The organism is Sphingomonas sp. ABOLG (genome assembly GCF_003950435.1).
Lineage (GTDB): Bacteria > Pseudomonadota > Alphaproteobacteria > Sphingomonadales > Sphingomonadaceae > Sphingomonas > Sphingomonas panaciterrae.
On the sequence record NZ_QQWW01000006.1, the window covers coordinates 99,566 to 126,109 of the forward strand.

28 protein-coding genes and 1 tRNA gene are annotated in these 26,544 nt (G+C 66.2%); 14 read left to right on the forward strand and 15 right to left on the reverse strand.

The features are described from left to right. Positions 1-36: 36 nt before the first annotated feature. Positions 37-426: a DUF2141 domain-containing protein gene (locus tag CA236_RS09015; protein WP_125945344.1), complete on the reverse strand. Its 390-nt coding sequence runs from the start codon at positions 424-426 to the stop codon at positions 37-39. Then, the gene (locus CA236_RS09020) at positions 392-1,198 is read right to left on the reverse strand and encodes a sterol desaturase family protein (protein ID WP_125945345.1); all 807 of its coding nucleotides are present in this window, start codon (positions 1,196-1,198) and stop codon (positions 392-394) included. The genes CA236_RS09015 and CA236_RS09020 overlap by 35 nt, the downstream gene beginning before the upstream one ends. A 142-nt stretch (positions 1,199-1,340) precedes the next feature. Here CA236_RS09020 and crtY point away from each other — a divergent pair, with 142 nt between their 5' ends. From crtY to CA236_RS09040, 4 genes are read left to right on the forward strand one after another with little or no spacing between them, the layout of a single operon-like run. After that, positions 1,341-2,501, forward strand: a complete 1,161-nt coding sequence (crtY, locus tag CA236_RS09025) for a lycopene beta-cyclase CrtY (RefSeq protein ID WP_125945346.1) — start codon at positions 1,341-1,343, stop codon at positions 2,499-2,501. Further along, positions 2,501-3,979, forward strand: coding sequence for a phytoene desaturase (locus tag CA236_RS09030; RefSeq protein ID WP_125945347.1), 1,479 nt, complete (start codon positions 2,501-2,503; stop codon positions 3,977-3,979). Before crtY ends, CA236_RS09030 begins: the two co-directional genes overlap by 1 nt. A gap of 40 nt (positions 3,980-4,019) precedes the next feature. Next, on the forward strand, positions 4,020-4,601 hold the full coding sequence (locus tag CA236_RS09035; protein WP_125945348.1) for a TIGR00730 family Rossman fold protein: 582 nt from the start codon (positions 4,020-4,022) through the stop codon (positions 4,599-4,601). 34 nt (positions 4,602-4,635) lie between these two features. Beyond that, complete coding sequence (locus CA236_RS09040; RefSeq protein WP_125945349.1) at positions 4,636-5,574, forward strand: phytoene/squalene synthase family protein; 939 nt, start codon at positions 4,636-4,638, stop codon at positions 5,572-5,574. 24 nt (positions 5,575-5,598) lie between these two features. On the opposite strand, the gene thrS is transcribed toward CA236_RS09040, so the two are convergent. Together thrS and CA236_RS09050 are read right to left on the reverse strand one after the other, a co-directional pair. Beyond that, positions 5,599-7,590: a threonine--tRNA ligase gene (thrS, locus tag CA236_RS09045; protein ID WP_125945437.1), complete on the reverse strand. Its 1,992-nt coding sequence runs from the start codon at positions 7,588-7,590 to the stop codon at positions 5,599-5,601. Positions 7,591-7,937: 347 nt separating this feature from the next. Then, positions 7,938-8,309 carry a glycine zipper 2TM domain-containing protein gene (locus CA236_RS09050; protein WP_046409402.1) on the reverse strand — a complete coding sequence of 124 codons (372 nt, stop codon included), beginning with the start codon at positions 8,307-8,309 and terminating at the stop codon, positions 7,938-7,940. A 140-nt stretch (positions 8,310-8,449) separates the two neighbouring features. Here CA236_RS09050 and CA236_RS09055 point away from each other — a divergent pair, with 140 nt between their 5' ends. Continuing rightward, on the forward strand, positions 8,450-9,436 hold the full coding sequence (locus CA236_RS09055; protein ID WP_164518898.1) for an esterase-like activity of phytase family protein: 987 nt from the start codon (positions 8,450-8,452) through the stop codon (positions 9,434-9,436). Between the two features lie 76 nt (positions 9,437-9,512). Here the strand turns inward: CA236_RS09055 and rpmB are convergent, their stop codons facing one another. Next, positions 9,513-9,815 carry a 50S ribosomal protein L28 gene (rpmB, locus tag CA236_RS09060; RefSeq protein WP_046409398.1) on the reverse strand — a complete coding sequence of 101 codons (303 nt, stop codon included), beginning with the start codon at positions 9,813-9,815 and terminating at the stop codon, positions 9,513-9,515. A gap of 141 nt (positions 9,816-9,956) precedes the next feature. On the opposite strand from rpmB, the gene CA236_RS09065 reads away from it, so the two are divergent. Further along, on the forward strand, positions 9,957-10,196 hold the full coding sequence (locus tag CA236_RS09065; protein ID WP_125945351.1) for a hypothetical protein: 240 nt from the start codon (positions 9,957-9,959) through the stop codon (positions 10,194-10,196). Positions 10,197-10,276: 80 nt separating this feature from the next. Then, positions 10,277-10,726 (forward strand): nucleoside deaminase, encoded by a 450-nt coding sequence (locus CA236_RS09070; RefSeq protein ID WP_241212587.1) that lies wholly within the window; start codon positions 10,277-10,279, stop codon positions 10,724-10,726. Between the two features lie 41 nt (positions 10,727-10,767). Here CA236_RS09070 and CA236_RS09075 read toward each other — a convergent pair whose 3' ends face one another. Continuing rightward, positions 10,768-11,454 (reverse strand): OmpA family protein, encoded by a 687-nt coding sequence (locus CA236_RS09075; RefSeq protein WP_046409392.1) that lies wholly within the window; start codon positions 11,452-11,454, stop codon positions 10,768-10,770. 132 nt (positions 11,455-11,586) lie between these two features. Here CA236_RS09075 and CA236_RS09080 point away from each other — a divergent pair, with 132 nt between their 5' ends. Next, positions 11,587-12,882 carry a hemolysin family protein gene (locus tag CA236_RS09080; protein WP_125945352.1) on the forward strand — a complete coding sequence of 432 codons (1,296 nt, stop codon included), beginning with the start codon at positions 11,587-11,589 and terminating at the stop codon, positions 12,880-12,882. Positions 12,883-12,993: 111 nt separating this feature from the next. On the opposite strand, the gene lgt is transcribed toward CA236_RS09080, so the two are convergent. Beyond that, the gene (lgt, locus tag CA236_RS09085) at positions 12,994-13,875 is read right to left on the reverse strand and encodes a prolipoprotein diacylglyceryl transferase (RefSeq protein ID WP_125945353.1); all 882 of its coding nucleotides are present in this window, start codon (positions 13,873-13,875) and stop codon (positions 12,994-12,996) included. Between the two features lie 65 nt (positions 13,876-13,940). Between lgt and CA236_RS09090 the strand changes: the two genes are divergently transcribed. Further along, positions 13,941-15,650: a class I adenylate-forming enzyme family protein gene (locus CA236_RS09090; protein ID WP_125945354.1), complete on the forward strand. Its 1,710-nt coding sequence runs from the start codon at positions 13,941-13,943 to the stop codon at positions 15,648-15,650. Positions 15,651-15,718: 68 nt separating this feature from the next. Here CA236_RS09090 and CA236_RS09095 read toward each other — a convergent pair whose 3' ends face one another. Further along, positions 15,719-16,735: an LLM class flavin-dependent oxidoreductase gene (locus tag CA236_RS09095; RefSeq protein WP_125945355.1), complete on the reverse strand. Its 1,017-nt coding sequence runs from the start codon at positions 16,733-16,735 to the stop codon at positions 15,719-15,721. A gap of 144 nt (positions 16,736-16,879) precedes the next feature. Beyond that, on the reverse strand, positions 16,880-17,692 hold the full coding sequence (locus tag CA236_RS09100; RefSeq protein ID WP_046409383.1) for a DUF1134 domain-containing protein: 813 nt from the start codon (positions 17,690-17,692) through the stop codon (positions 16,880-16,882). Between the two features lie 179 nt (positions 17,693-17,871). Here CA236_RS09100 and CA236_RS09105 point away from each other — a divergent pair. Then, a tRNA-Ser gene (locus CA236_RS09105) sits at positions 17,872-17,961 on the forward strand. A gap of 46 nt (positions 17,962-18,007) precedes the next feature. Here CA236_RS09105 and CA236_RS09110 read toward each other — a convergent pair. Beyond that, complete coding sequence (locus CA236_RS09110; RefSeq protein ID WP_125945356.1) at positions 18,008-18,994, reverse strand: bile acid:sodium symporter family protein; 987 nt, start codon at positions 18,992-18,994, stop codon at positions 18,008-18,010. A 295-nt stretch (positions 18,995-19,289) separates the two neighbouring features. Here CA236_RS09110 and CA236_RS09115 point away from each other — a divergent pair, with 295 nt between their 5' ends. Further along, positions 19,290-19,535: a hypothetical protein gene (locus CA236_RS09115; protein ID WP_346962765.1), complete on the forward strand. Its 246-nt coding sequence runs from the start codon at positions 19,290-19,292 to the stop codon at positions 19,533-19,535. Positions 19,536-19,580: 45 nt separating this feature from the next. Here the strand turns inward: CA236_RS09115 and CA236_RS09120 are convergent, their stop codons facing one another. From CA236_RS09120 to CA236_RS18750, 5 genes are all read right to left on the reverse strand, one after another. Beyond that, a complete protein-coding gene (locus tag CA236_RS09120) occupies positions 19,581-19,997 on the reverse strand; it encodes a hypothetical protein (protein WP_125945357.1) in 417 nt (138 codons plus the stop codon). A 107-nt stretch (positions 19,998-20,104) separates the two neighbouring features. Further along, positions 20,105-20,878 (reverse strand): SDR family oxidoreductase, encoded by a 774-nt coding sequence (locus tag CA236_RS09125; protein WP_125945358.1) that lies wholly within the window; start codon positions 20,876-20,878, stop codon positions 20,105-20,107. Between the two features lie 39 nt (positions 20,879-20,917). Next, positions 20,918-21,262, reverse strand: coding sequence for a hypothetical protein (locus CA236_RS09130; protein WP_206430537.1), 345 nt, complete (start codon positions 21,260-21,262; stop codon positions 20,918-20,920). Positions 21,263-21,301: 39 nt separating this feature from the next. Next, positions 21,302-22,831, reverse strand: coding sequence for a GGDEF domain-containing protein (locus CA236_RS09135; RefSeq protein ID WP_125945359.1), 1,530 nt, complete (start codon positions 22,829-22,831; stop codon positions 21,302-21,304). 29 nt (positions 22,832-22,860) lie between these two features. Next, positions 22,861-23,031, reverse strand: coding sequence for a hypothetical protein (locus CA236_RS18750; protein ID WP_156167238.1), 171 nt, complete (start codon positions 23,029-23,031; stop codon positions 22,861-22,863). Between CA236_RS18750 and CA236_RS09140 the strand changes: the two genes are divergently transcribed. From CA236_RS09140 to kynU, 3 genes are all read left to right on the forward strand, one after another. After that, positions 23,020-24,357, forward strand: a complete 1,338-nt coding sequence (locus CA236_RS09140) for an MFS transporter (RefSeq protein WP_125945360.1) — start codon at positions 23,020-23,022, stop codon at positions 24,355-24,357. The genes CA236_RS18750 and CA236_RS09140 overlap by 12 nt on opposite strands. A gap of 74 nt (positions 24,358-24,431) precedes the next feature. Further along, a complete protein-coding gene (locus CA236_RS09145) occupies positions 24,432-25,253 on the forward strand; it encodes a tryptophan 2,3-dioxygenase family protein (RefSeq protein WP_125945361.1) in 822 nt (273 codons plus the stop codon). Between the two features lie 8 nt (positions 25,254-25,261). Continuing rightward, the gene (gene kynU / locus CA236_RS09150) at positions 25,262-26,506 is read left to right on the forward strand and encodes a kynureninase (RefSeq protein ID WP_125945362.1); all 1,245 of its coding nucleotides are present in this window, start codon (positions 25,262-25,264) and stop codon (positions 26,504-26,506) included. Positions 26,507-26,544: the final 38 nt, after the last annotated feature.

Here is a 26,544-nt window from a genome sequence, read left to right on the forward strand (position 1 = left end):
AACACTCGCCTCGCGATTTGGCTCCGGCGCGCCCGTTTACAGAATGTAACGCATCTTCACCTGTTGCTTTTCCGCATCATCCTTGATGCTGAAACGAGCGGCGTCGAACTTGGGCGGGCCGAAGCGGATCGGCGGATTGCGCGAGAAGCCAAACCCTTCGCGCGGGATGCCGGCGAACGTGTCCAGCTTGGCATTGCCATTCTCGTCATGGATAACCGCAACGGCATAGTCGCCATAGGGCAGTCCTTCGAAGCGGACCTTCCGGATATCGGCGGACACCGAACGGGTAGTGGCGTTCGTATCATCGACGCAATCGGGGAAATTGGCGGGATCGCCGGTCAGGCAGATGCGCAGCATCCCCTTGTTCGACCGGACGGCATCGAACCCGACATCAAGCCGCGCGATCGGCGCCGCCCCGATCAGCATCCCCGCCCCGAGCGCCAGCAGCAGCGCGCGCCCGGCTCCGCTCGTGGCTGCGCGTGAAATCGCCGAGCCCGTCGTCGGTGCCACACAGCCGGTCCCAGAAGCGGAAATACAAACCATAATTACACCCGTAACGCTCATGATGCCGCTGGTGATGGCTGGCGGTAATCAGCCATGCCCCCACTGGGCCTTTCCACATGAACCGCGGGAAAATCTCCCAACCCATGTGATTGGTGACACCCATAACTGTCATGATGGTCAGGACCAGTCCAAGCGCACCGACGTGGATCGGAATGAGGAAGACGAGTAGCGGAATTACCACAGCGCCGGTCAGCGCCTCGATCGGGTGAAACGCCATCGCCGCCCAGGCGGTCGGCGGGCGGCTGGCGTGGTGGACGGCATGCGCGATGCGGAACGCGCGCGGCTCATGCATCCAGCGATGCGTCCAGTAGAACCAGGTGTCATGCGCGAAGAGGTACAGCAGCACCGACAGCGGCAGGTACCACAGGGGATAGGCGTGGACGTCCTCGTAGATCTGCGTCCAGCCACGGTTCTGCCAGCCCCAGGCCACGATCCCCGCCGGCACGCCATAGATCGCGGCGGAGGCGAGGCTCCACCAGATCTCGCGCCGGATCTGCGGATCAAGCCCGGCGTACAGCGCCGGATGCCTCGCGCGTGTCGCCATGGCGAAGGCGCCGCTGGTGATCAGGTATCGCACGCCGACGATCAACGTCATCGCCACGGCGGAAAGGATGATGGCCAGCACGATCGACATGGCTCCGCTTGTACGGCCTCCGGTGATGCGGGGAAAGCGATCATGCCCGCTCCCGCGCCGGGACAGGTGGCGTTGGCTGTACACAAGGGCAATCGGGTGATCCCCGCTTCCGGTTTTGGCGGCGATCCGCTACGCGGGCGGTATGCCGGTTACCCATGAATGCGATCTCGCCATTGTCGGCGGCGGGCTGGCGGGCGGGCTCATCGCGCTGGCGTTGGCGGCGCGGCGCCCGGATCTTTCGATCCGCATTGTCGAGGCGGGTGACGTGCTGGGGGGCAATCACCTCTGGTCCTTCTTCGATGCCGACGTCTCGCGCGAGGATCGCTGGCTGCTGACGCCGCTCGTCTGCCATGCCTGGCCCGGCTATGACGTCGCTTTCCCGGCGCATCGCCGCACCATCAACCAGCCTTATTATTCGATCGAGTCCGAACGCCTCGACCAGGTCGTGCGCAAGGCGCTTCCCGCCGGGTCGATCATGACCGGCTGCAAGGTACTGGCCTGCAGCCCGACCGCCGTTGTCCTCGCCGATGGGGAGCGGATCGAGGCAAAGGGCGTGATCGACGCGCGCGGCCCGGGTGACCTGTCGATGCTGGAGGTCGGCTGGCAGAAGTTCGTCGGGCGGTTACTCGACATCCCCGCCGGGCATGGCGTCGCGTATCCGATGGTGATGGACGCGACCATCGCCCAATATGACGGCTATCGCTTCGTCTATCTGCTGCCCTTTTCACCCACTCAATTGTTCGTCGAGGACACCTATTACAGCGACAGCGCGACGCTGAACGTCGGCGCGCTCAATCGTCGGATCGATGTCTATGCCGAGGCAAAGGGCTGGGCGGCGACTCCCGCCGGGCGCGAGGAAAAGGGCGCGCTGCCGGTCGTCATCGGCGGCGATTTCGAGGCCTATTGGCGCTGGGGCGGCGCGAAAGTGGCGAAGGCAGGCGCGCGCGCGGGACTTTTTCATCCCACCACGGGTTACTCCCTGCCGGATGCGGTGCGGCTCGCCATCCGCATCGCAGAGGCAACGGATCTAAGTGGCGAAGGGCTGCACGACTTGACCCATGATTATGCCCAGGCGCGCTGGAACGAGCGGCGCTTCTACCGCATGCTCGACGCCATGCTGTTCCGCGCGGCGGAGCCGGACGCTCGGTACAAGGTGCTCGAGCGTTTTTACCGGCTGCACCCCAATCTGATCGCGCGCTTCTATGCCGCGCGCTCAACCGGCAAGGACAAGCTGCGCGTGCTGTCGGGCAAGCCCCCGGTGCCCCTTTTCCGCGCGCTGCGCGTCATCCGAAAGGCGAATTGATGCGCGCGATCGTTATTGGTGCCGGCTTCGGCGGGCTGGCGCTTGCCATTCGTCTCCAGTCGGCGGGCGTGGAAACCACCATCGTCGAGGCGCGCGACAAGCCCGGTGGCCGCGCCTACGTCTGGCAGCGCGACGGGTTCACCTTTGACGCTGGCCCGACCGTCATCACCGACCCCGCCTGCCTGTCGGAACTATGGGCGCTCACCGGCCAGGACATGGCGCGCGACGTGACGCTGGAGCCGGTGAAGCCATTCTACCGGCTGAACTGGCCCGACGGCACCAATTTCGATTACACCAACGATGACACGTTGCTGCGTGGCGAGATCGCGCGGCTCGATCCCGATGACGTCGCCGGATACGCCCGCTTCCTCGAATATTCCGCCGGCGTCTATCGCGAGGGGTATGAGAAGCTCGGCCATGTCGCGTTTCTCGACTTCGCCTCGATGATCAAGGCGGCGCCGGCGCTGGCGAAATATCAGGCGTGGCGGTCGGTCTATTCGATGGTGTCCTCGTTCGTGAAGAACGAGAAACTGCGCGAGGCCTTGTCCTTCCACACGCTGCTCGTCGGTGGCAATCCGATGACCACCAGCGCCATTTACGCGCTGATCCACAAGCTGGAGCGTGACGGCGGCGTCTGGTTCGCGCAGGGCGGCACCAACCGGCTGGTCGCCGGCATGGTGACCTTGTTCGAGCGGCTCGGCGGCACCATCCGGCTCAACGATCCGGTGGCGGAGATCGAGACGCTGGGCGACCGGGTCACCGCGGTACGCACGCAGAGCGGCTGGCGGCAGGAGGCCGACATGGTCGCCTCCAACGGCGACATCGTCCACACCTATCGCGATCTCCTGGGCACCTCGCGGTCCGCGGCGCGCACGGCAGCGCGGCTGGAGCGTAAGAAATACTCGCCCTCACTGTTCGTCGTCCATTTCGGGATCAAGGGCACGTGGCCGGGCATCCCGCACCACATGATCCTGTTCGGCCCGCGCTATAAGGGGCTGCTGGCGGACATCTACGATCATGGCGTGCTGAGCGAGGATTTCTCGCTCTACCTGCACCATCCGACCGTCACCGATCCCAGTTTGGCGCCGGAGGGCTGCTCGACCTTCTACGCGCTTGCCCCCGTGCCGCATCAGGGCAAGTTCCCGGAGGATTGGGACCGTGTCGCGCCGATCCTGGAGAAGCGGATCCTGGATGAGGTCGGCCGCCGCCTGATCCCAGACATCCACGATCGGATCATCACCAAGTTCAGCTACACGCCGGCCGATTTCTCGCGCGATCTCAATGCGCACCTCGGCAGCGCGTTCAGCCTGGAGCCGGTGCTGACGCAGAGCGCCTATTTCCGCGTCCACAATCGTGATGACAAGATTTCGAACCTGTATTTCGTCGGTGCCGGGACTCATCCGGGCGCCGGCATCCCCGGTGTCGTCGGCAGTGCGAAGGCAACGGCGGCACTGATGCTTGAGGGAGTGAGAAGGTGACAGTCGGTGTGATCCCTTCCGTAGTAGGGAAGGGAAAGTGATGAAGCGTCTGGCGGTTTACTGTGGATCGGCGACGCCGCGCGACCCGCAATATATGGAACTGGCATGGGATGTCGGCCGCTCGCTGGCGGAGCGTGGCATTGGCGTCGTCTATGGCGGCGGTCGGCTGGGCCTGATGGGCGCCGTCGCGGATGGCGCGTTGGCGGCCGGCGGCGAAGTGATCGGCATCATCCCGCAGGCGCTGGTCAACGCAGAGGTCGCACATCGCGGCCTGACAGAACTCCACGTCGTGGAGGGGATGCACGACCGCAAGCGGGCGTTCACCGATCTGGCTGATGGCTTCGTCACCATCCCCGGCGGCACCGGCACGATGGACGAACTGTGGGAGGCGCTCAGCTGGGCGCAGATCGGCTATCACGAGGATCCGGTCGGGCTGCTCAACGCCGCTGGCTATTACGATCACCTCATCGCCTTCTGGCATAAGATGAGCGAAGTGGGCTTCCTCCGCCCACAGCATGAGGATCTGCTGATTATCGCCGATACGCTGGACGTGTTGCTCGACCGCATGGCCGCGCATCAGCCGAGCCAGCCGATCGTGCGCATGACCGCGGACGATCTTTGAGCGGTGCGATGCCCTTCGCGAAGGTGATCTGAGCATGGCCGCTCCGGCTTCCGATCGCGCCGCGCTGGTGGCGGCGGCGCGCGAATCGATCGCGCGCGGGTCGAAGAGCTTTGCCCTCGCCAGCAACCTCTTCGATCCCGAGACGCGGGAACGCGCGTGGCTGCTCTACGCCTGGTGCCGCGCCTGCGACGATATCGTCGACGGGCAGGATCACGGCCACAACGCCACCACCGTCGACGATGCCGAGGCGCGCGTCGCGATCATCGCGGAAAAGACCACGGCGGCGCTTGCCGGTCGCAGCGTCGGCGACATGCCGTTCGATGCACTGCGCGTCGTTGCGGCGGAGACGCGGCTCCCTGCGCGCTTCGCGCATGATCTGGTCACCGGATTCCGGCTCGATGCGGAAGATTGGCGGCCGCGCAGCGAGGACGATCTGTACCGTTATTGCTACCATGTCGCCGGCACCGTCGGCTGCATGATGGCGGTGATCATGGGGGTCGATCCGGCGGATGACGATACCCTGGACCGCGCGTGCGATCTGGGACTGGCGTTCCAGCTCGCCAATATCGCGCGCGATATCGAGGAGGATGACCGGATCGGCCGCTGCTATTTGCCCGACGAATGGCTGGCGGAGATGGACATTCCGCCCGGCCAGCACATGAAGCCGCCGTTCCGTGATCGCCTGGTGGTGCTCGCGCGCCGCTTGGCGGATCGCGCTGCGCTGCATGAGGCCAGCGCCCGTGTCGGCGCGGCGAAGCTGCCGCCACGCGCGCGCTGGGCAGTGCTGGCGGCGGCCGGCATCTATGGCGATATCGCGCGCGAAGTGGCGAAGCGCGGCGCGCACGCCTGGGATCACCGTGTCACCACGTCGAAGGGCGCGAAGCTGGCGTGGGTGGCGAAGGCAGCGGTGGCGGTGCGCCGGCCGGTCGCCGATACGCCGCGCGACCGCATTCTGTGGACCCGCCCCCGCTGATCGCGCGGGCGGGCCGGCGTCCGATCACACCAGATCGGGCGGCGTCGCTTCCTTCACCAGCCGCGCGACGATCTCGTCCAGCGAGACGATTTCCTGCCCCTGGCTGCCCAGCCGGCGGACGGCGACCGTGCCTTCCTCCGCCTCGCGCTTGCCGACCACCAGCAGCGCCGGCACCTTCGCCAGGCTGTGCTCGCGCACCTTGTAGTTGATCTTCTCGTTGCGAAGATCCGTCTCGACGCGCAGCCCGGCCGCGGCCAGCCTGTCGCGCACGACATGCGCATAATCATCGGCCTCGGACACGATCGTCGCGACCACCGCCTGCACCGGGGACAGCCACAGCGGGAAACGTCCCGCATGATGCTCGATCAGGATGCCGATGAAGCGCTCGAACGAGCCCAAAATGGCGCGGTGAAGCATGATCGGCCGGTGCCGCTCGCCATCCTCGCCGATATAGCTCGCGTCGAGCCGCTCGGGCAGCACGGTGTCGGTCTGGATCGTCCCGACCTGCCACGTCCGCCCGATCGCGTCGGTCAGGTGGAATTCCAGCTTGGGCGCGTAGAAGGCGCCTTCGCCCTCCAGCTCCTCCCAGCCATATTCCGGCGTGTTGCGTCCCGTCGCGGCGACCGCGTCACGCAGCGACTGTTCGGACCAGTCCCACATCTCCTCGCTGCCAAACCGCTTTTCGGGGCGCAGCGCGAGCTTGATGGCATATTTCTCGAAACCGAGGTCCTTGTAGACCACGTCGAGCAGGTCGATGAACTTCGCCACCTCCTCGACCAATTGGTCCTCGCGCACGAAGATATGCGCATCGTCCTGCGTGAACTGGCGCACGCGCATGATGCCGTGCAGCGCGCCATGCGGCTCGTTGCGGTGGCAGCAGCCGAACTCCGCCATGCGGATCGGCAGGTCGCGGTACGATTTGATCCCCTGGCGGAAGATCAGCACGTGCGCCGGGCAGTTCATCGGCTTCAGTGCCATCCAGTCGGCGTCGTCGGACACCAGGGCGCCTTCGTCCTCGATGTTCGGCACCTCGTCCGGGATGACGAACATGTTCTCGCGATACTTGCCCCAGTGCCCCGAACGCTCCCACTGGCGCGCGTCCATGACCTGCGGCGTCTTCACTTCCTCATAGCCGCCCATGTCCAGCCGCCGGCGCATATACGCCTCCAGCTGCCGCCAGATCATATAGCCCTTGGGGTGCCAGAATACGCTGCCATGCGCCTCCTGCTGGAGGTGGAACAGATCCATCTCCTGCCCGATCTTGCGATGATCGCGCTTCGCCGCTTCCTCCAGCATGTGGAGGTGCGCATCGAGCTGCTTCTTGTTCAGCCAGCCGGTGCCATAGATGCGGCTCAGCATCGCGTTCTTCTGGTCGCCGCGCCAGTAAGCGCCCGACACGCGCGTCAGCTTGAACGCCTGAGGGTCGAGCTTGCCGGTGGAGGCAAGGTGCGGTCCGCGGCACATGTCCAGCCAGTCGCCGCCCGACCAGTAAACCGTCAGCTCCTCGTCATCGGGAAGCTCGGCGGCCCATTCGGCCTTGAACGTCTCGCCCTGCTGCTTCCACCGCTCGATCAGCTGCTCGCGCGTCCACACCTCACGGCGCAGCGGCTTGTCCGCGGCGATGATCTTGCGCATCCGCTCCTCGATCAGCGGAAGGTCCTCTTCCGTGAACGGCCCACGATCCGCCGGCGCGGCGAAATCGTAGTAAAAGCCATCATCCGTCGACGGGCCAAAGGTGATCTGCGTGCCGGGGAACAGCTCCTGCACCGCTTCCGCCAGGATATGCGCGAAATCGTGCCGCGCCAGTTCCAGCGCGTCCGCCTCGTCGCGGTTCGTCACCAGCGCGAGGTGCGAGCTGCCCTCGAACGGGCGGTTGATGTCGCGCAGTTCGCCATCGACCCGCGCGGCGATCGCCGCCTTGGCGAGGCCCGGCCCGATGGCGGCGGCAATGTCGGCCGGCGTCGATCCCGGCGGTACCTCGCGTACCGAACCGTCCGGAAGCGTGATCGAGAGCATGGTCATGAGAGGCTTTCCTGCAATGCCGATGCGCTTAGGCGAGCGCGAACGCGACGAAAAGAGCGTCCGGTATCTGGCAGGAACGAAGTGGAGGACGCCGGCCCACCCGTTCCGGGTGAGCAGGCCGTCAGCGCATCAGCGCGTGACCGACCGCCCCCGGATGCCCGGGGTGGTGGTAGTGGTCGTGGCACGATCGTGCAGCATGAGCGGAATATAGCGTTCAGGCCGCGGGCGAACAAGCGCCGCCATCCGCACATACAACAACGGGCCCGCCCTCCCGAAGGAGAGGCGGACCCGCGCCCTCAATACGCTACGCGAGGGATACGCAGGCCGAAACGGCCATTTCGTCAGCGGCAGTACCGCGGATTGTTCGACTTCTCGATCGCGTTGCCGGCCACTGCGCCGCCGACGCCGCCGAGGACGGTGCCCAGCGCGCGGTCCCCGCGGCTGTCGATCGTGCGACCCAGCAGGCCGCCGGCAATCGCGCCGACGATGGCGCCGGTCGTGCCGTTGTTGCAGCGCTGGTTGCGATAGCGGCGATCGTAGCCGCGATAGTTGCGACGATTGTCATAGCCGCGGTAATTGTCATAGCCGCGATACTGACGCTCATAACGGTCGTAACGATCACCACCCCAGCGCTGGGCCGATGCCTCGGCGGGGATCAGAGCAACCGTGCTCATCGCGAGAGCGGCGCCAGCGAGCGAAAGCTTCTTAAACATGGGTTCGACTCCCGTTTCAAAATCCGTCCGGGAAGGCTGATGCCATCCCGATGACCATGGTTTTGCGCGATTCGCATTGAGCCGACCCTGAATGCGCCCGTTATCGACGGTTCAGGTACGTTGGTCCTATGGGCACAGCGGTGCGCCGTTCCACGTCCTTCCTCCTCTCCGTCGCTGCGGTGCTGCTGGTCGTGCCACGCTATGATGGTGCAGAGCGGCTGCCGACGATCCGTGATCGCCCGACGGTCACCGCCAGCCCGTACGTGCCCGCTGGTGGCTGGCCGGATCGCATCGGCGCGTTGGCGCCCGTCGGCGGAATGACCTTGTCGAGCAGCGATCCGGCGTTCGGCGGCTTTTCTGCGCTGGCGCTACACGATGGGCGTGCGCATCTGCTCAGCGATGGCGGCAATCTCGTCACCCTCGCCCTTCGGGGCGGCACGGTGCGTGAACCGCGGGGTCATGTCCTGCGCCAAGGGCCAGGGGTGGGGTGGGACCGGCGGGATCGCGACAGCGAATCGCTGACGCTCGATCCCCGCACGGGGCGCGCCTGGGTCGGCTATGAGACGCACAACCAGATCTGGCGCTACGCCCCCGGCTATGGCCATGCCGAGCGTCACAGCGCCCCCGCTGCGATGCGCCGCTGGGAGCCGAACCTTGGCGCCGAATCACTGGTCCGGCTACGCGACGGCGTGTTCCTCACCTTTGCGGAGCGAAAGCCCAATCGCCGCACCCGCCACGGCCTGTTGTTCACTGGCGATCCGACCGTGCCTGGGGCGAAGCCAATTCGCTTTCTGTTCCAGCCGCCCAATCGCTACGACCCGAGCGACGCGGCCGAGCTTCCTGACGGCGACCTGCTCGTCCTCACACGCCGCTTCCAATATCCGTTCCGCTTCACTGCGAAGCTTGTCCGGATCAGCCGCGCCGACATTCAGCCGAATGCCGTGGTGTCGGGGAAGACGGTCGCGACCCTCGCTCCGCCGGTGCTGGGTGAGAATGCGGAGGGGCTGGCGATCACGCAGGAACGGGGCGAGACGATGGTGTGGATCGTCACCGACAATGACGCGATGGTGCTCCGGCCGACCTATCTGCTGAAACTGCGCTGGCCGCGATCAGAACGAGAAAAGTAACACCGCTTCCCCTGAACGACCAAAGGCCCGCCGTCCCGAAGGACGGCAGGCCATGGTCGCGTTCCTGTCCGCTGGATCAGGCGGCGGTGGAAACCGCGGCAGCGCGCTTCTTCTTCACGTCGCGCTTCAGGCGACGTGCACGAAGCGACAGCTTCTCGTCGCTGGTCTTGACCAGCCAGTTGTCGAGACCGCCATTGTGCTCGACCGAGCGCAGGCCGTGAGTCGAAACGCGCAGACGCACGCTCTTCTCGAGCGAGTCCGACATCAGCGTCACATTCTGCAGGTTCGGCAGGAAGGTACGCTTGGTCTTGTTGTTGGCGTGGGAAACGTTGTTACCCACCTGCCGGCCCTTGCCGGTCAGCTCGCAAATGCGCGACATGGTTCAGATCCTGAGTTTCGGGTTGGCCCGGAAAGTCGGCGCCACTAGCGGTACCCCGCCGAATCGTCAAGCATCGCTACATGCAACCTAGTGGATCACCTGATCGTTGTTGCACCACCGATACGACTGGAGATCAGGATCATGCGTGCCATTCTCGTCATTCTGGGCATTGTCGCACTTGTGATTCTGGCAGGTATGGCGACTGGTTTCATCAACATCGATCAGACGCAGACCGCGCGATTGCCGCGAATCGAGGGCGGTCAGGCGCCTGAATTCAAGGCCGACGTTGGCAAGATCGACGTTGGTACCGAACGGAAGGTCATCGAAGTGCCCAAGGTCGAGGTCCAGCGCCCGGGTGCCTCGCCCACGCCGGCGCAATGATTCGCCCGGCGCGCTGACTCCGTCGCTGGCGTTGTAATCGGCGATGGCCTGAGCCCCGCCGGCGGGGCATAGCGGCGGCGATGTTCCCTCTCCCTGATCCCATGGCCAGCGCCCTGGCTGCCGCACGCGAGGCGGCCCTGAAGGGCGAAGTGCCCGTCGGCGCGGCGATCACGCTGGAAGGACAGATTGTCGCGGTCGCCGCCAATGCGCCGCGCCGCCTCCACGATCCGACCGCCCATGCCGAGATGCAGGTCATCCGCGCCGCCGCCCGGCTGCTCGCGCGCGACCGGCTGGAGGATTGCGATCTCTGGGTGACGCTGGAACCGTGCGCGATGTGCGCCGGCGCCATCGCCCATGCCCGGATCCGGCGGCTCTATTATGGCGCATCCGATCCGAAGGGCGGGGCCGTCGAATATGGCCCGCGCTTCTTCTCGCAGCCAACCTGCCACCACCGCCCGGACGTCTATGGCGGGATCGGCGCGCGCGAGGCCGGTGACCTGCTGCGCGATTTCTTCGTCGCCCGTCGCTAGCGACGACCGCGGCCGCACCGGCGACCGCGGTCCGCATCTGCTTACTGGCGGTAACCCAGCTCGTTCTCCGAGATCGGCACGATCTTGATCTCGACGCGGCGGTTGGCTGCGCGGCCTTCCTCGGTCTCGTTGGTCGCAATCGGTTGGGTCTCGCCAAAGCCGCGAATACCGATGCGCGCGCGCTGCACGCCATGGCTGGACAGATAATCGGCAACGGCCGTCGCGCGCCGCTCCGACAGGCCCTGGTTATAGGCGTCGCTGCCGGTCGAATCGGTATGGCCGTACACGTCGATATAGGTGCGGTTGTACTCGCCCAGCACGCTCGCCACCCGGTCCAGCGTCTGCTGGAACTGCGGCTGCACCGCGGCCGAATTGTACGCGAAGTTGATGCCGCTCGGGATGTTCAGCAGCAGATCGTCGCCCTGGCGGATCACCTGCACGTCGGTGCCGGCGGTGCGGGCGCGCAGATCGCGCTCTTGCTTGTCCATATAGGCGCCGATCCCCGCGCCGGCGATGCCGCCGATCCCTGCGCCGACGATCTTCTCCGTCCGGTCGCGCCGGCCACCGACAAGGTCGCCCAGCAGATAGCCGCCCAATGCGCCGCCGATGCCGCCGATCGCCGCCTTCGAGATCCGCCGCTCACCGGTTTCCGGGTCGGTGGTGCACGCTGCCGTGGTGAGCAGCGCGCCGCTGACGACCAAGCCAACCAACGCAGACTTCAAACGCATCATCGTGTCCCCTTTTCATTCGTGTCCGCCAGAAACCCGGCGCTGATATGGGTTGTTCCGTATCCGGGCTGAACCGCAAATGACGCGAATGGTTGTGGAGCGCGGCGAATCCCGCCAAGAGAGTTCCACATCATGCTACCGCCGTTCCCCTGGATCGACGTCCTCATCATTCTTGCGCTGGTCGCCCTCAACGGCGTCTTCGCGATGAGCGAGCTCGCGATCGTTTCGTCCCGCAAGGCCCGTCTCGAAGCAATGGTGCGCAGCGGCAAGCCCGGTGCGCGGGCCGCGATGGCGCTGGCCGCCGACCCGGGCAAATTTCTCTCCACAGTGCAGATCGGGATCACGCTGATCGGTATCGGCACCGGGGCCTATTCGGGTGCCAGCCTTGGCACCCCCACGGCTGCCAGGCTGGAGGCATTGGGCATGCCGACGGCATTGGCGAACAATGTCGCGGTGGCGCTGGTCATCGGGCTTACGACCTATGCCTCGCTGATCATTGGCGAATTGGTTCCCAAGCAGATCGCGCTGCGCAATCCGGAGCCGGTGGCCAGCTGGCTGGCGCTGCCGATGACGTGGCTCGCCGTCCTGACCAAGCCGATCGTCTGGGTGCTCGATGCGTCCAGCATCCTGATCTTCCGCCTGCTGGGGCTCAACCGCGAATCGGAGGAGCATGTCACGGCGGAGGAACTGCACCTGATCGTCGCCGAGGCGAGCAAGTCCGGCGTGATCGAGGAGCATGAACGCTCGATCATCTCCGGCGTGGTGCGGCTCGCCGACCGCCCGGTGCGCGAGGTGATGACCCCGCGCACGGAGGTCGACTGGCTCGATTCCGGGCTCGACGACGCCGCGATCCGCGCCAAGCTGCTCGCGACGCCGCACAGCCGGCTGCCGGTCGCCGACGGGTCGATCGATGCGGTGATCGGCGTCGTTCAGGCGCGCGATGTCGCCGCCGCGCTGGCACGGGGCGATTCGCTCGACCTGAAGCAGCTCGTGCGCAAGGCGCCGTTCGTGGTCGATCAGATCGATGCGATGGACGCGCTCGACGCGCTGCGCCGCGCTGACGTGCCGATGGCGCTGATCCACGACGAATATGGCCATTTTGAAGGGATCGTGACCCCGGCCAATCTGCTCGCGGCAATTGCGGGCGAGTTTGCATCCGATGCCGAACCGGGTGAGGCGCCCAACATCGTCGAGCGCGACGACGGCTCCTTGCTGGTCGCGGGTACCACCTCGGCCGACACGCTGGCTGAGCGCCTCGGCATCGAGCTTCCCGAGGACCGCGATTATGCGACCGCCGCCGGCCTCGCGCTGGCGATCTTCCGCCACTTGCCGGTCGAGGGCGAAAGCTTCGTCGAACAGGGCTGGCGCTTCGAGGTGGTCGATCTCGACGGCCGCCGGATCGACAAGCTGCTGGTGCGCACCGCCTGACCGGCGCGTGGGGCGGGGGCAGCCCGCTGCTCCCCGTCCCTCTGGCTATCCCCGCCACCATTTGCCGATCATTTCGCCAGCGCGCGCGGTGCGGCCACGCGCGCCGCGCGATCAGGCGACGCTCTGCCCGCCAGCGATCGGTTCCACCCGCTGGCGCCGCCCGGGCGCGGTCAGGATCAGGTAGAGCCCGCCCGCAATCATCGGCAGGCACAGCACCTGCCCCATGTGGATGGTGGTGGCGAAGAAGGTGCCGGCAAATTGCGAATCCGGCTCGCGGAAGAATTCGACGACGAAGCGCGCCGTGCCATAGCCGAGCAGGAACAGCCCGGTCAGCTTGCCCGGCTGGTACCGTGCATTGGTGCGCCAGAAGAAGAAGTAGAGGAGCGCGAACAGCGCCACGCCCTCCAGCCCCGCCTCATACAGCTGGCTCGGGTGGCGCGCCGGCTCGGGCACGCCCGCCGGCACGGTGCGGGAGAAGACGATCGCCCAGGGCACGTCGGTCGGCTTGCCCCACAATTCGCCGTTCACGAAATTCGCCAGCCGGCCGAAGAACAGCCCGAACGGCACCACGCACGCGACATAATCGTGGATGCGCAGCCAGTTCAGCCCATTGCGCCGCGCGAACAGGATGATGGCGAGGCTGGTCCCGATGACCCCGCCATGGAAACTCATGCCACCGTCCCACAATCGCAGGATGCGTAGCGGGTGCAGCAGCATGTCGGGCGCGTAGAACAGGACGTAGCCGATCCGCCCGCCCAGGATGATGCCCAGCGTGGCGTAGAACACCAGGTCGTCGGCATGCCGGCGCGCCATCGGGGCGCCCGGCTGGTCCAGCAGCTTCAGCAGATACCACCAGCCGATGACGATTCCGGCGATGTAGGCGAGACTGTACCAGCGCAGCGTGAAAAATCCGATCGAGAAGACGTCCGGGTGCAATCCCAGGTCCTCGAACCGGATATGGCTCGCTGCGGCGGCGAAGATGGGCAGGATCAAGGCTTTTCCCTCTGGCTTCACGTCTGCATAAGGGCCCTCAAGACCAAGACCAAGCGGAGAGACGCATGAAGACCGAACTGGACCTCAAGATGGACGCGACCATGGCCGCGTTGACGGGAGAGGGCGGTCCGCTTGCGCTCGGCACGATCGAACGTTTCGGCCAGACACTGCCCATCATCGCTGCGGCACCGCCGACGCTGCCGGCCTATTTCGCTCATTATGCGCAGCAGCATGCCGGCACGGAGTTCCTGATCGCCGGGGATGAGCGGCTCACCTATGCCGACGTTTATGGCCGCGCGCAGAAGGTGGCCGACGCGCTGGTAAGCGGCTTTGGCGTGAAGAAGGGCGACCGGATCGGCATCGCCGCGCGCAACTCGCCGTCGTGGATCATCATCTACATGGGCGTGCTGATCGCGGGCGGCGTCGCCACCTTGCTGAACGGCTGGTGGCAGGCCGAGGAGCTACAGGCAGGCGTCGATGACGTCGGCTGCTCTTTGGTATTTGCCGATCCGCCGCGCTGCCGCCGTCTCGCGGCGCTGCCGAACCTGTCGGCCCCGGTCGTGGAGTTCGACGATCTGCAGCCGATCGATGCGGCGCTGGCGCCGATCCTCGATCGCGGCACGGGCAATGCGACGATGCCGGAGATCGGCCCGGACGATCATGCCACGATCCTGTTCACCTCCGGCTCGACCGGCCAGTCGAAGGGCGCCTTGTCGACCCATCGCCAGGTGACCCAGGGCGTGTTCAACTATCTCGGCTCCGCGTTGATGATGCTGGCGATCAGCGCGCAGGACGGAACGGCACCGAGCGATCTTCAGCCCTCGACGCTGCTCAACGTGCCCCTGTTCCACGTGACGGCGGAAGTGCCGGTGTTCCTCCAGTCGTTCGCCATCGGGCGTAAGCTGGTGCTGATGCCCAAGTGGGACGCCGAGGAGGCGATGCGCCTCATCGAAAAGGAAAAGATCACCTATTTCGTCGGCGTGCCGCTGATGAGCTTCGAGATGCTCAACCACCCGAACCGGCACAAATACGACCTGTCGAGCGTCGCGGACATCGCCGCGGGCGGCGCGCCGCGCCCGGTCGAACACGTCAAGCGGATCGATCAGGAGATGGAGGGCAAGCCGCTGATCGGCTATGGCCTGACCGAAACGAACGGCATCGGCACCGGCAATTGGCGCACCAATTACCTCGCCAAGCCGAACTCGGCCGGCCGGCCCTCGCTGCCGCTCGTCGACCTCGCGATCCTTGATGATGCCGGCAAGCCGGTGCCGCAGGGCGAACGCGGCGAAATCTCGATCCGCTCGGTCGCCAATTTCCAGGAATATTGGGGCAATCCGGAAGCGACCGCCGCGGCCTTCACCGCCGACGGCTATTTCCGCACTGGCGACATCGGCTACCTCGACGAGGACGGCTATCTCTTCATCGTCGACCGCAAGAAGGACATCATCATCCGCGGCGGCGAGAATATCAGCTGCCAGGAGGTCGAGGACGCACTGTACCAGCATCCCGACGTGGCCGAGGCGGCGGTGTTCGGGCTGCCGGACGAGAAATATGGCGAAGTGCCCGGCGCGGTCGTCCACCTGCGCAAGGTGGGCGCGGTGGCCATCGAGGATCTATGGGCATTTCTCGCGCAGCATATTGCGGCATTCAAGGTGCCGCAGCGCATCTGGCTCGCCGACGATCCGCTTCCTCGCCTCGGCACGGAGAAGATCGACAAGGTCAGCCTGCGCACCAAATATCGCGAACTGGCGAAGCTCGACGAGGTCGAGATCTGATCAACCGCCTGTCAGGTCCGCCCATGGGCGGACCTGACGGTCGTTACGGGGCGCGCGGACCGATCGGGTCAGCGCCAGCCCAGCGCCGGCGCGACATGCGTCAGGATGCTTTCCAGCACGTGCGCATTGTAATCGACGCCCAGCTGGTTGGGCACGGTCAGCAACAGCGTGTCGGCTTCGGCGATCGCCTCATCCTGCCGCAGCTGCTCGACGAGCCGGTCGGGCTCCGCGGCATAGGAGCGGCCGAACACGGCGCGCATATTGTCGATGACGCCGATCTGGTCGCTGTCCTCGCCGCGGCCAAAATATTGCCGGTCCCGATCGTTCACCAGGGCGAAGATCGATCGTGACACCGACACCCGCGGCTCGCGGGCATGGCCGGCCTCCTTCCACGCCTCACGATAGAGGCGGATCTGCTTGGCCTGCTGGATATGGAACGGCTCGCCGCTCTCATCGGCCTTCAGCGTGCTGCTTTGCAGGTTCATGCCCTTTTGCGCCGCCCAGACGGCGGTCGCATCCGCGCCTGAACCCCACCAGATGCGCTCGCGCAGCCCGGCGGAGAACGGCTCCAGCCGGAGCAGCCCCGGCGGGTTGGGGAACATCGGCCGCGGATTGGGCTTGGCGAACCCCTGGCCCTTCAACAGCTCCAGGAACACCTCGCCGTGGCGGCGGCCCATGTCCGCATCGGTTTCGCCCGGCGCTGGCGTGTAGCCGAAATGGCGCCACCCTTCGATCACCTGCTCGGGCGAACCACGGCTGATCCCCAGCTGCAGCCGCCCGCCACTGATCAGGTCGGCCGCGCCGGCATCCTCCGCCATGTAGAACGGATTCTCGTAGCGCATGTCGATGACGCCAGTGCCGATCTCGATCCGCTTTGTCCTGGCACCGACGGCGGCGAGCAGCGGAAAGGGGGAGGCGAGTTGCTGCGCGAAATGATGGACGCGGAAATAGGCGCCGTCCGCGCCCAGCTCCTCGGCGGCAACTGCCAGGTCGATCGACTGGAGCAAAACGTCGCTGGCCGAACGCGTCGCGGAATGCGGCGCGGCCGACCAATGGCCAAAGGACAGGAATCCGATCTTCTTCATTGTTATCATCCCGATCGCGCCGGCCCGGACAGGGCCGGTCGCGGTTCACGGAACGATATGGGCCTCCCGCACAGGGCGCCCAAGCTGCCGAACAGAGACGCTTCGTTTCGCGTCGCCGCCGGTCGGCTCATCAGCGCGCGGGAATCAGAACGGCAGCCAGTTCGATTTCTGGGTGAACTTCATATAGCCAACGTTGACACCGGCACGGTAGCCGACGCCCAGCCGCACCGGGATTAGCACCACATTGCCGCGCCGCAGGTATGTCGCGGCAAAGCCACCGACGAAGTACAGCCGGCCTTCGGCCGCCGGGAACCGCCGGTACAATTCCGCCGTGTCGTACAGATTGTACACCAGCACGAAGACCTTGTTGGCATCGCCGCCGACGTCAAAGCCGACCGACGGGCCGGTCCAATAAACCGGCATCTGCCCCTCGACCTTGTGGGTCATGATCCCCGAGCCGTAGCGCAGGCCGAGCACGAACGCGCCCGCCGCCTCACGGCCGGCGATATAGGCATTGGGCTCGCCCTGCTCCGACAGGATCTTCTCGATCAGCGAGGCAAAGCCTTCGGCGCCCTTGCCGAACACGCCCTCGCCCGCACCGATCAGGTCGTCACGCTTGAACGTCGCGGCGGCGTCGGTGGTCGCCTGCGCCTGCGGGTCCACGTTGCCCGTGGTCGGTGCCGAGCGGCTGGGTGCCGGGGCAGGGGCCGGCGCGGGGAGTGGCGCCTCCAATGGCGGGGAGTCCTGATCGGCCGGCGCCGTGTCGGAATAGGTCGGCTCACGATAGCTCTGGTCGCGATCGGCGGGCGCTGGCGTGCGCGCCGGCGGGGGCGGAACGCGCGGGCCGTCGAGATCGCTGTCGATCTGTTGGTTGGGGTCGATGGTACGCACCTGCGCCGGCGCGATGCCCGACACCATCGTGGCGATCAGTCCCATCGCGATCATCAACTTGCGCATCGTTACTTACCCCCTGGGCACGCCCGGTTTCACCGCACCATAACGGATAGACGCCTTGCGCGGCAATGAATGGCGCGCCGGAGCGACTCGGCGACAAGTCGGGACGAAGTTGCTTTCCCCCCCACCAGCCAGTTGATCGGCTCCGCGCACCTCGCTATAGGCCCCGTTCCGCCAGGCCCGGAGACGTGGGTGAGTGGCTGAAACCAACGCTTTGCTAAAGCGTCGTACGGGAAACCGTACCGAGGGTTCGAATCCCTCCGTCTCCGCCACTTTGCCTCATCGCCATTGATCCCGGTCGTCGCCAGGCCCCTTGAATCACGCTGGCGCCCGCACCGGCGCGGCTTCTCCGTCCTCCTGAGCATAGCGCTGCGCCAGATGCGCGCAGACCAGCAGCTGGATCTGGTGAAAGATCATGACCGGCAGGATGATCGGCCCGACCTGCGCCGCCGGGAACAGCACGCCGGCGATCGGCACGCCGGATGCGAGGCTCTTCTTCGATCCGCAGAACAGGATGGCGATCCGGTCGGCGCGATCGAAGCCCAACCGCCGGGCGATCCACGCGGTCGCCACCATGATGACCGCCAGCAGGATGGCGCAGATGATGCTGAGCACGGCGAGCTGCCAGATCGGCATCCCCGACCACAGTCCCTCGACCACCGCCGCGCTGAACGCGGTATAGACCACCAGCAGGATCGATCCGCGGTCAACGGTCGACACCAGGCGCGAATGGCGCGCGACGAAGGCCTTGGTCAGCGGGCGGGAAAGATGCCCCGCGACGAACGGCACCAGCAGCTGGAAGACGATCGTCCAGATTTCGTCCCCCGCCACCTTTGCCTCGCCCCCGATCAGCAGCGCGACTAGCAGCGGGGTGAGTGCGATGCCCAACAGGTTGGAGGCAGACGCGCTGCATACCGCCGCCGGGACGTTCCCACGCGCCATCGCGGTAAAGGCGATCGACGACTGGACCGTCGAGGGCAGCAGCGTGAGGAACAACAGCCCGGTCGCCAGCGACGGGGTCAGCATCGTGCCTGCGACCGCCGCGGTGCCGATCCCGAGCAACGGGAATAGGCCGAAGGTGATCGCCAGCACGACCAGGTGCAGGCGCCAGTTCGTCAAACCCTGCACGATCGCCTCTCGCGACAACTTTGCGCCGTGTAGAAAGAACAGAAGCGCGATCGCAACGGTCGTCAGCGCGCCGAACAGGCGCGCGCCTTCGCCCCTGCACGGCAATAATGAGGCGACCAGCACGGTGAAAAGCAGCAGCAGGCTGTAGCGATCGATCTTGCGAATGGCGGAAAGCAGGGCAACTTCCTCTTTGTCATGGCCGGTTTTGAGGTCCGGCGGCCAGGTAGCACATGCGCGCGTGCCTTTGCACAGACCTTTCCCCCGACACCGGTGTCAGGGATCAACCAAGTTCTTTGCCCGAAGCAGCAATGCTGTTGGTGCATGCATGGCGCGTGATGCATGTGGAACACAGCAAGCGGGAAAACTACGTAGCGCTTGTTGATAATCGTCGTTCTGTTGACACTTTGCGGGCAGTCTGGCGTTGCTACGCGCGGCGGCTTCGGCTGCGCCTTGAAGGGAGATATTTGGGATGATGAAGATTCTATCCGGCCTCGCGGCCAGCGCGCTTGTTCTTGCGCCAATCTCGGCCACCGCGGCTCCGGCCGCTTCGGCGTCGAAGCTTTCGGTCGCCTCGTCGGCCCGCGTTGGCACCGCCACCGGCAAGTCCGATCGCGCTGTCGCTGGCGGCGGCATCGTTGCGGCCGTTCTGGCAGCGGCAATCGTTGTCGGCGGCATCGTGCTGATCGCCGACAACGACGACGACTCCGACAGCAACTGATGTAACGCGGCGGTGGCGTCCCATGGCGCCACCGCCGTTGTTCACCTACGCCGCCGGGCTCCCGGCGCCCCCCTCGGCCAGCAGCGCTTCGATCTCGTCGGCCGGCAGGTGGAACGCCGCGGCGAGGCTGGCGATCGACGCTCCCTTGGCGGCGAGAGCACGGACGCGCTGACGATCGACCACCATCGTATAGCCCGACGTATCGCGCTGCTCCCGGACAATATCCTTGCGTCCCGAACCGCGGCGGCGCTGCTCGGCCGCGCGATGGGGGTCGCTGGCGGTCAGCTCCGCATCGGCACGACGTCGCTCCTGCCGCAGCACCTCGCGTGCCTGCGCCGCTGCGGCGCGCTCCGCCGCCCGCGCCTCGAGACGGGACAGCGTCGCATCGTTCCTAGCGGGTCCCGCGCCGGGCGCGTGGCGTTGGTCGGCGCCAGCGCCTGCGCCCCAACTCTTGTGTACCATGGCGCGATCTACTCCTCGTTTGCGCACTCCATTGCGACCCGGCGACCATGCGGCGGCTACGCGCGGAGGGGCTCCTTAGCGATCACGCCTGCTTTTTGAACCCGGTCCTATCGGTCCTGCCCGCCATCGACCGGTACGATCGCGCCGGTCACGAAACTCGCCATCGGGCTGAGCAGGAAGGCTGCCACCCGGCCGATCTCCTCCGGCCTGCCGAACCGCTGCAACGGCACCTCGCGCCGAATCCAGCGCCACCATGTCTCGGCGCGCGGGCCGGTCGACCGCTCTTCCCAGTCCCCGCCAGGAAAGATGATATTGCCCGGCGCGATGGTGTTGACCCGCGCCCCGCTCGGCCCCGCGATCGCCGCCAGCTCCTTGGCCAGATGCCCCAGTGCAGCCTTGGCCGTGCCATAGGTGAGGGGCGTGCCCAGCGCCGCCAGCCCGGCGATCGATCCGATCATCAGCACCGACCCTTCCTGACGCGGGGTCAGGCGGCGCAGGGCGGCGCGGGCTAGAAAGAAGGCCGAATCCAGGTTCTGCGTCATCCCGCCGCGCCACGCATCGTCGGGAACGTCGAAGCCTGGCGGGCAGGGATGCAGCCCGACATTGGCCACCGCGCCCCACAAGGGGCCGAGCGCCGCTTCGGCGGCGGCCATCGCCTCCTCCACCGCTCCTGGATCGGTCATGTCGCCGGCGGCGCTCCATAATCGGTCCGCGCCAAAGCGCGCGCTGAGCGCCTCATGAGTCTGCGCCAACGCCTGTGCGCCGCGCGCGGTGAAGGCGACCTTCGCACCCTCGGCGAGACAGGCTTCCACGATGCCAAGACCGATACCGCGGCTTCCTCCGGCAACGAAAATGGTCTTGCCCGAAAGTCCCAGGTCCATGCGATCCTCTCCCCTATGCCGCCGCCTGCCGGACGGTTGTTACGTCGTGGCGGGCAGGTCCTCGGCCGCCGCCGCCCGCACCGGTGTCCGCTCGCGCCGCCAGCGCAGCCCGAGGAACAGCACGGTGGGCCAAAACAATGTGTTGATCGTGTCTGCGATCGTATCAGGCCAGCGCCACGATCCGTGATTGTAGCGGTCGATACATTCGTTGAGCAGCTGGAGCGCGGCGACACAGGCGAGCGGGATCGGCGTCGACAGCGATCGGCGGGTGATCAGCCGCGCCAGCAGCAACACGGCCATCCCCCCATGCATGTGCGCCAGCGCATCGGGATTGGCGGGCGTGATCAGGCCCGCCACGACATTCTTCAACGCGACATAATCCATGCGCTGCTTGTGCGGCGGCGCCGATGGGAGCGCAACTGTTCAGCGAGGGGCTGCGCGGGGATAGCGTATCTGGTTGGGCCGGTCTGCCGATGGCCCGGTGGTTTCCGGCGGCAGGTCGCTCAGCCACTCCACCCGGTTGCGGCCCTTGCGCTTGGCCCGGTACAGCGCCTCATCCAGCTTCCGGAACAGATCAACATGGTCGACCGCCGCCCGATCGAGACAGCAGGCAGCGACGCTGACGGTCGCATTGACCACTCGGGCGTTCCAGAAGATCCGCTGCGCGGCGAAGGTGTCCCGCAGCCGCAGCACTAGCGCTTCGGCACTCGCCGGATCGGCGACCCGCGCGATGATCGCGAATTCCTCCCCGCCCAGCCGCGCGATCAGATCGCCCTCCCGACAGCAATCGCGCGCCGTCTTGGCGAACAGCTGGAGCATCGCATCGCCCGCCAGATGGCCATGCTGGTCGTTGATCCGCTTGAAATGATCGATGTCGAGCCACAGCACCGCCAGATGCCCGCTGTCGTCACGCCGCGCGGCCAGTCGCTTGCGCAGCTTTTCCTCGAACGCGCGGCGATTGAGCAGGCCGGTGAGCGGATCATGGTTCGCGGCATCGCGCAGCTTGTGGAGCAGGCCATCATGCACCGCGATCGCGCTGCTGATGGTCAGGGGGACCAGCACCAGGAATGCCACCGCGACCCGAACGGACACGACATTGTACGGATTGGCCATGTCCTGGCCGATGTCGATGATGCCAAGGCCGATTGCCGTCAGGCACCCGACGCCCATCGCCATGGAGATGACGGCCGTTGCAGGAACGCTATAGGCTAGGGCACACAGCAGCAGCCCCGGCATGGGAAACATGATGCTGCCCGGCCCATCGAAGCGCACCGCGGCGATGCACGACGCCACCAGCAGTAGCAGCGGCCAGCGCGGCCTGGTCGAACCGCGGATGCAGGCCAGCAATTGCCGCGGCGTGACCCGGCGCACGGGCATGTTCAGGATCGCGGGCAGCACGACCAGATAATTGACCAATTCGCCCGCCGGCCAGGTAAGCAGCGCCTGCGCGGGGGAGCCGTTGAACGCGATCACCACCAGTGCCGCACCGCAAAGCCCTGCCGCGAGGCACGCGGGAAGCAACGACATCACGATGCGCAGCACGGAATGTACCCGCTGAAGCGCCAGGTCGCGCGGGTCGAGCCGCATCAGGAACATCGTCGCCACCATCGCGCCGACCACGTTGGTGATCGCGAACATCACCGCCAGCGACAGCGGTCGCCCGAACATCAGGTCCGTGGCGATGAAGCCGGCAAGCGCCCCCACCCAGCTCGGCCAGCAGCGAAGCCGCGGATTGCGCACCATCAATCCTGCCAGCAGTGCGTTGGCCGGCCACAAGGACACCGAAAACGCCTGATGCGTCGCCAGGCCGACGGCGCTCGCGGTCAGGATTGCCAGCCCGATCAGCACCATCGCGCGCGCGCCGACGATCAACTGCTCGCGTGACGACGCCGCGCCGCCATGCGTCGCCCGACGTTCGCTGACGTCTGCTGATGAGGCGACGGGAAAGGACATGCGCAGCCCGATAGACTGGAACGGTAAATTTACGGTGAGGACGCTGCCTGCGCCAGCTGGTTAACCATTGCAAGTCGCTGTTTTCGTGTAAGCGTTTCCATGTACGCCACGCGATCGTTGCTGGTGATCATTTTGCGCGCATCGCCGACCATGCTGGCAATGTCGGACGCCGTCGCTAGAAAAGTCGCATGACCGATCATGGCGCGACCAGCTCCGCTTATCTTCGCCGCGTCGTCGGTGCCTCGATGGCTGGCACCATTGTCGAATGGTATGAATTCTTCCTCTACGGGACCGCTGCGACACTGGTGTTCGGGAAATTGTTCTTCCCGCCGACCGGCAACAGCCTTGATGGAATCATCGCGGCCTTCGCGACCTATGCCGTTGGCTTCATCGCCCGCCCGCTGGGCGGCGTGGTGTTCGGCCATGTCGGCGACCGGATCGGTCGCAAGTCGCTCCTTCAGGTCAGCCTGGTGCTGATCGGCGCCTCGACGTTCCTGATGGGGTGCCTGCCCGGTTTTGACAGCATCGGTTATTGGGCGCCCGCGCTGCTGGTGACGCTGCGCTTCATCCAGGGCTTTGCCCTTGGCGGCGAATGGGGCGGGGCAGTGCTGCTGGTGACCGAACACAGCCCGGACGATCGGCGCGGCTTCTGGGGCAGCTTCCCCCAGGCGGGGGTGCCGCTGGGCAATCTGCTGGCGACGCTGGTGCTGCTCATCCTGTCGGCCATGCTGACGGACGAGGCGTTCCTCGCCTGGGGCTGGCGGGTCGCCTTCTGGCTGTCGGTCGTCATCATCGTGATCGGATATTACATCCGCACACAGGTCAGCGATTCGCCGCTGTTCCAGGCCGCGCGCGAACAGGCTGACCATGCCGCCGACTATGGCCTCGTCGATGTCTTCCGCCGCTATCCCCGCGCGCTCCTCACCGCCATGGGCCTGCGTTTCGGGGAAAACATCCTCTATTACATGGTCGTCACCTTCTCGATCACCTACCTCAGTTATCGCGGGATCGAGACGGGCCGCATCCTGACGTTGCTGTTCCTCGGCCACGTCGTGCACGTTCTGGCGATCCCCGCGGCCGGCATGGCGGCCGACCGCATCGGTCGCCGACCGGTCTATCTCGCCGGCGCGGCGCTGGCGATCGGTTGGCCTTTCGCCGCTTTCCCCATGTTCGACACCGGCGACACGGCGATCATGCTGGCCGCCGTCATCGCGGGGCTCGGCGTACACGCGCTGATGTATGCGCCTCAGCCGGCGATCATGACCGAGATGTTCCCGACGCGGATGCGCTATTCGGGCGTCTCGCTCGGGTATCAGGTAACGGCGATCGTCGCTGGCTCATGGGCGCCGCTGATCGGCACCGCGATCCTGCGCAACCACGACGGCTGGCTGCTGCTCGCGCTCTATATCGCCGGCAGCGCTGCGGTCAGCTTCGTCGCGGCGCTCATGATGCGCGAAACGCGCGGCATTTCACTGACTGCGATCGACCGCGCCGACACGCAGCGTCTCGTCGCCGCGGGGCGCTGAGCGCGCGACATCCGATCTGGCCGGATTGCGCCGGCTCATGAAGCAAAAGCGGCCGAAAGCGGCTAAAGAAGGCCATGGACACCCAAAGCGATCCCGCCGTCGCCCCGGCAAAGGGCCCAAGCTACGCCAGCTACCTGCGCCTCGACGACCTTCTCGCCTGCCAGTCGCCCTTGTCGGGTACGCACGACGAAATGCTGTTCATCGTCATCCATCAGGCATCCGAGCTGTGGATGAAATTGTGCCTCCACGAACTGACCGCCGCGCGCGACGCCATCGCCACATCGCGCCTCGAACCGGCGTTCAAGATGATGGCCCGCGTTGCGCGCGTGCAGCAGCAGCTGATCGGCAGCTGGGAGATTCTCGCCACCATCACCCCGGCCGATTATTCCGCGATGCGCGGGAAGCTGGGCACCAGCTCGGGATTCCAGTCGCATCAATATCGCGCGATGGAATTCCTGATGGGAAACAAGAACGCGGCCATGATCGACGTCTTTGCCGACGCGCCGCCGACCCAGGCCACGCTCACCGACGCGCTGACGCAGCCGAGCATCTATGACGAGGCGCTGCGCGCCCTTGCGCGCGCCGGCCTGCCAGTGCCCGAGGATCGACTGACGCGCGACTTTTCAAAGCCTTATGTCGCCTCGCCCCAGGTCGAGATGTGCTGGCGCACCGTCTATGCCGAGCCGGAACGCCATTGGGATCTCTATGAACTCGCCGAAAAGCTCGTTGATCTCGAATATCGCTTTCAGCTCTGGCGGTTCGGCCATCTCAAGACCGTCGAGCGCGTGATCGGGTTCAAGCGCGGGACCGGCGGCACCGCCGGCGTGCCGTACCTGGCGCGGGTCATCGACCAGGTATTCTTTCCCGAGCTGCTAACCGTGAGGGCTGTATTGTGAGCGCGCCCATGACCACCAACTGGCCTGATCTCGACGCGGTCCAATCGTGGGATGCCGCTGATCCGCTGGCGGCCTGCCGCGCGCGCTTCGCGCTTCCCGTGGGAACGATCTACCTCGACGGCAATTCGCTCGGCGCGCTGCCCCGTGCGACGGCCGCCCGCGTCGCCGATGCCGTTACGCGGCAATGGGGCACCGATCTGATCGCCAGCTGGAACAAGCACGGCTGGATCGAAGCGCCCGCCCGCCTCGGCGCGCGCATTGCGCCGCTGATCGGTGCTTCGCCCGACGAAGTGATCGTGGCGGATTCCACCTCGGTCAATCTGTTCAAGCTGCTGGCGGCCGCCTGTGCCGCGCGCCATGACCGGTCCACCATCCTGGCTGAACCCGGCAATTTTCCGACCGACCTGTACGTTGCCAATGGCGTCGCGAAGATGATGCCGGGCCGCACCGTCCGCACCGTGCCGGCGGCGCAGATCGCGACGGCGATCGATCATGACACGGCCGTCGTGCTGCTGACCCACGTCCATTACAAAACGGGCGCTATGCTCGACATGGCAGGGATTACCGCTGCGGCACATCGTGCGGGCGCGTTGATCCTCTGGGATCTCAGCCACAGCGCGGGCGCTGTCGAACTGGATCTCAACGGCTGCAGCGTCGATCTCGCCATCGGGTGCGGCTACAAGTATCTGAATGGCGGGCCGGGCGCGCCAGCCTTCCTGTTCGTCGCCCGCGCCTTGCAGCAGACGCTGTCGTCACCGCTGTCGGGCTGGATGGGTCACGCCGCCCCGTTCGACTTCGGAGACGAATATGCGCCCGCGCCGGGTGTTCGTCGCTTCCTCTGCGGGACTCCGCCGATCCTGGCAATGAGCGCGCTTGAGTCCGGGCTGGACACCTTCGACGGCACGACGTTGGCGCAACTGGTGGCGAAAAGCCGAAGGCTCGGGGACCTGTTGATCGCGGGTATCGAGGCGCGCTGCGTCCGGCATGGCTTCACGCTCGTGACCCCGCGCGATCCGTTGGCACGCGGCAGCCACGTCAGCATCGCGCACCCCCATGCCTGGGAGATCTGCCAGGCGCTCATCGCCCGCGGCGTGGTGGGCGATTTCAGGGCGCCGGATGTCCTACGCCTCGGGCTGACCCCACTTTACACCAGCTTCGAGGATGTCTGGCAGGCGGTCGACCGGCTCGCCGCGGTGATGGACGAGGGCGCGTGGCGCGATCCTGCCTTTGCGGAGCGCGCAGCGGTGACCTGATCGACCGGGCGGCCGCCGATCGCCTAACCGGCAATCAA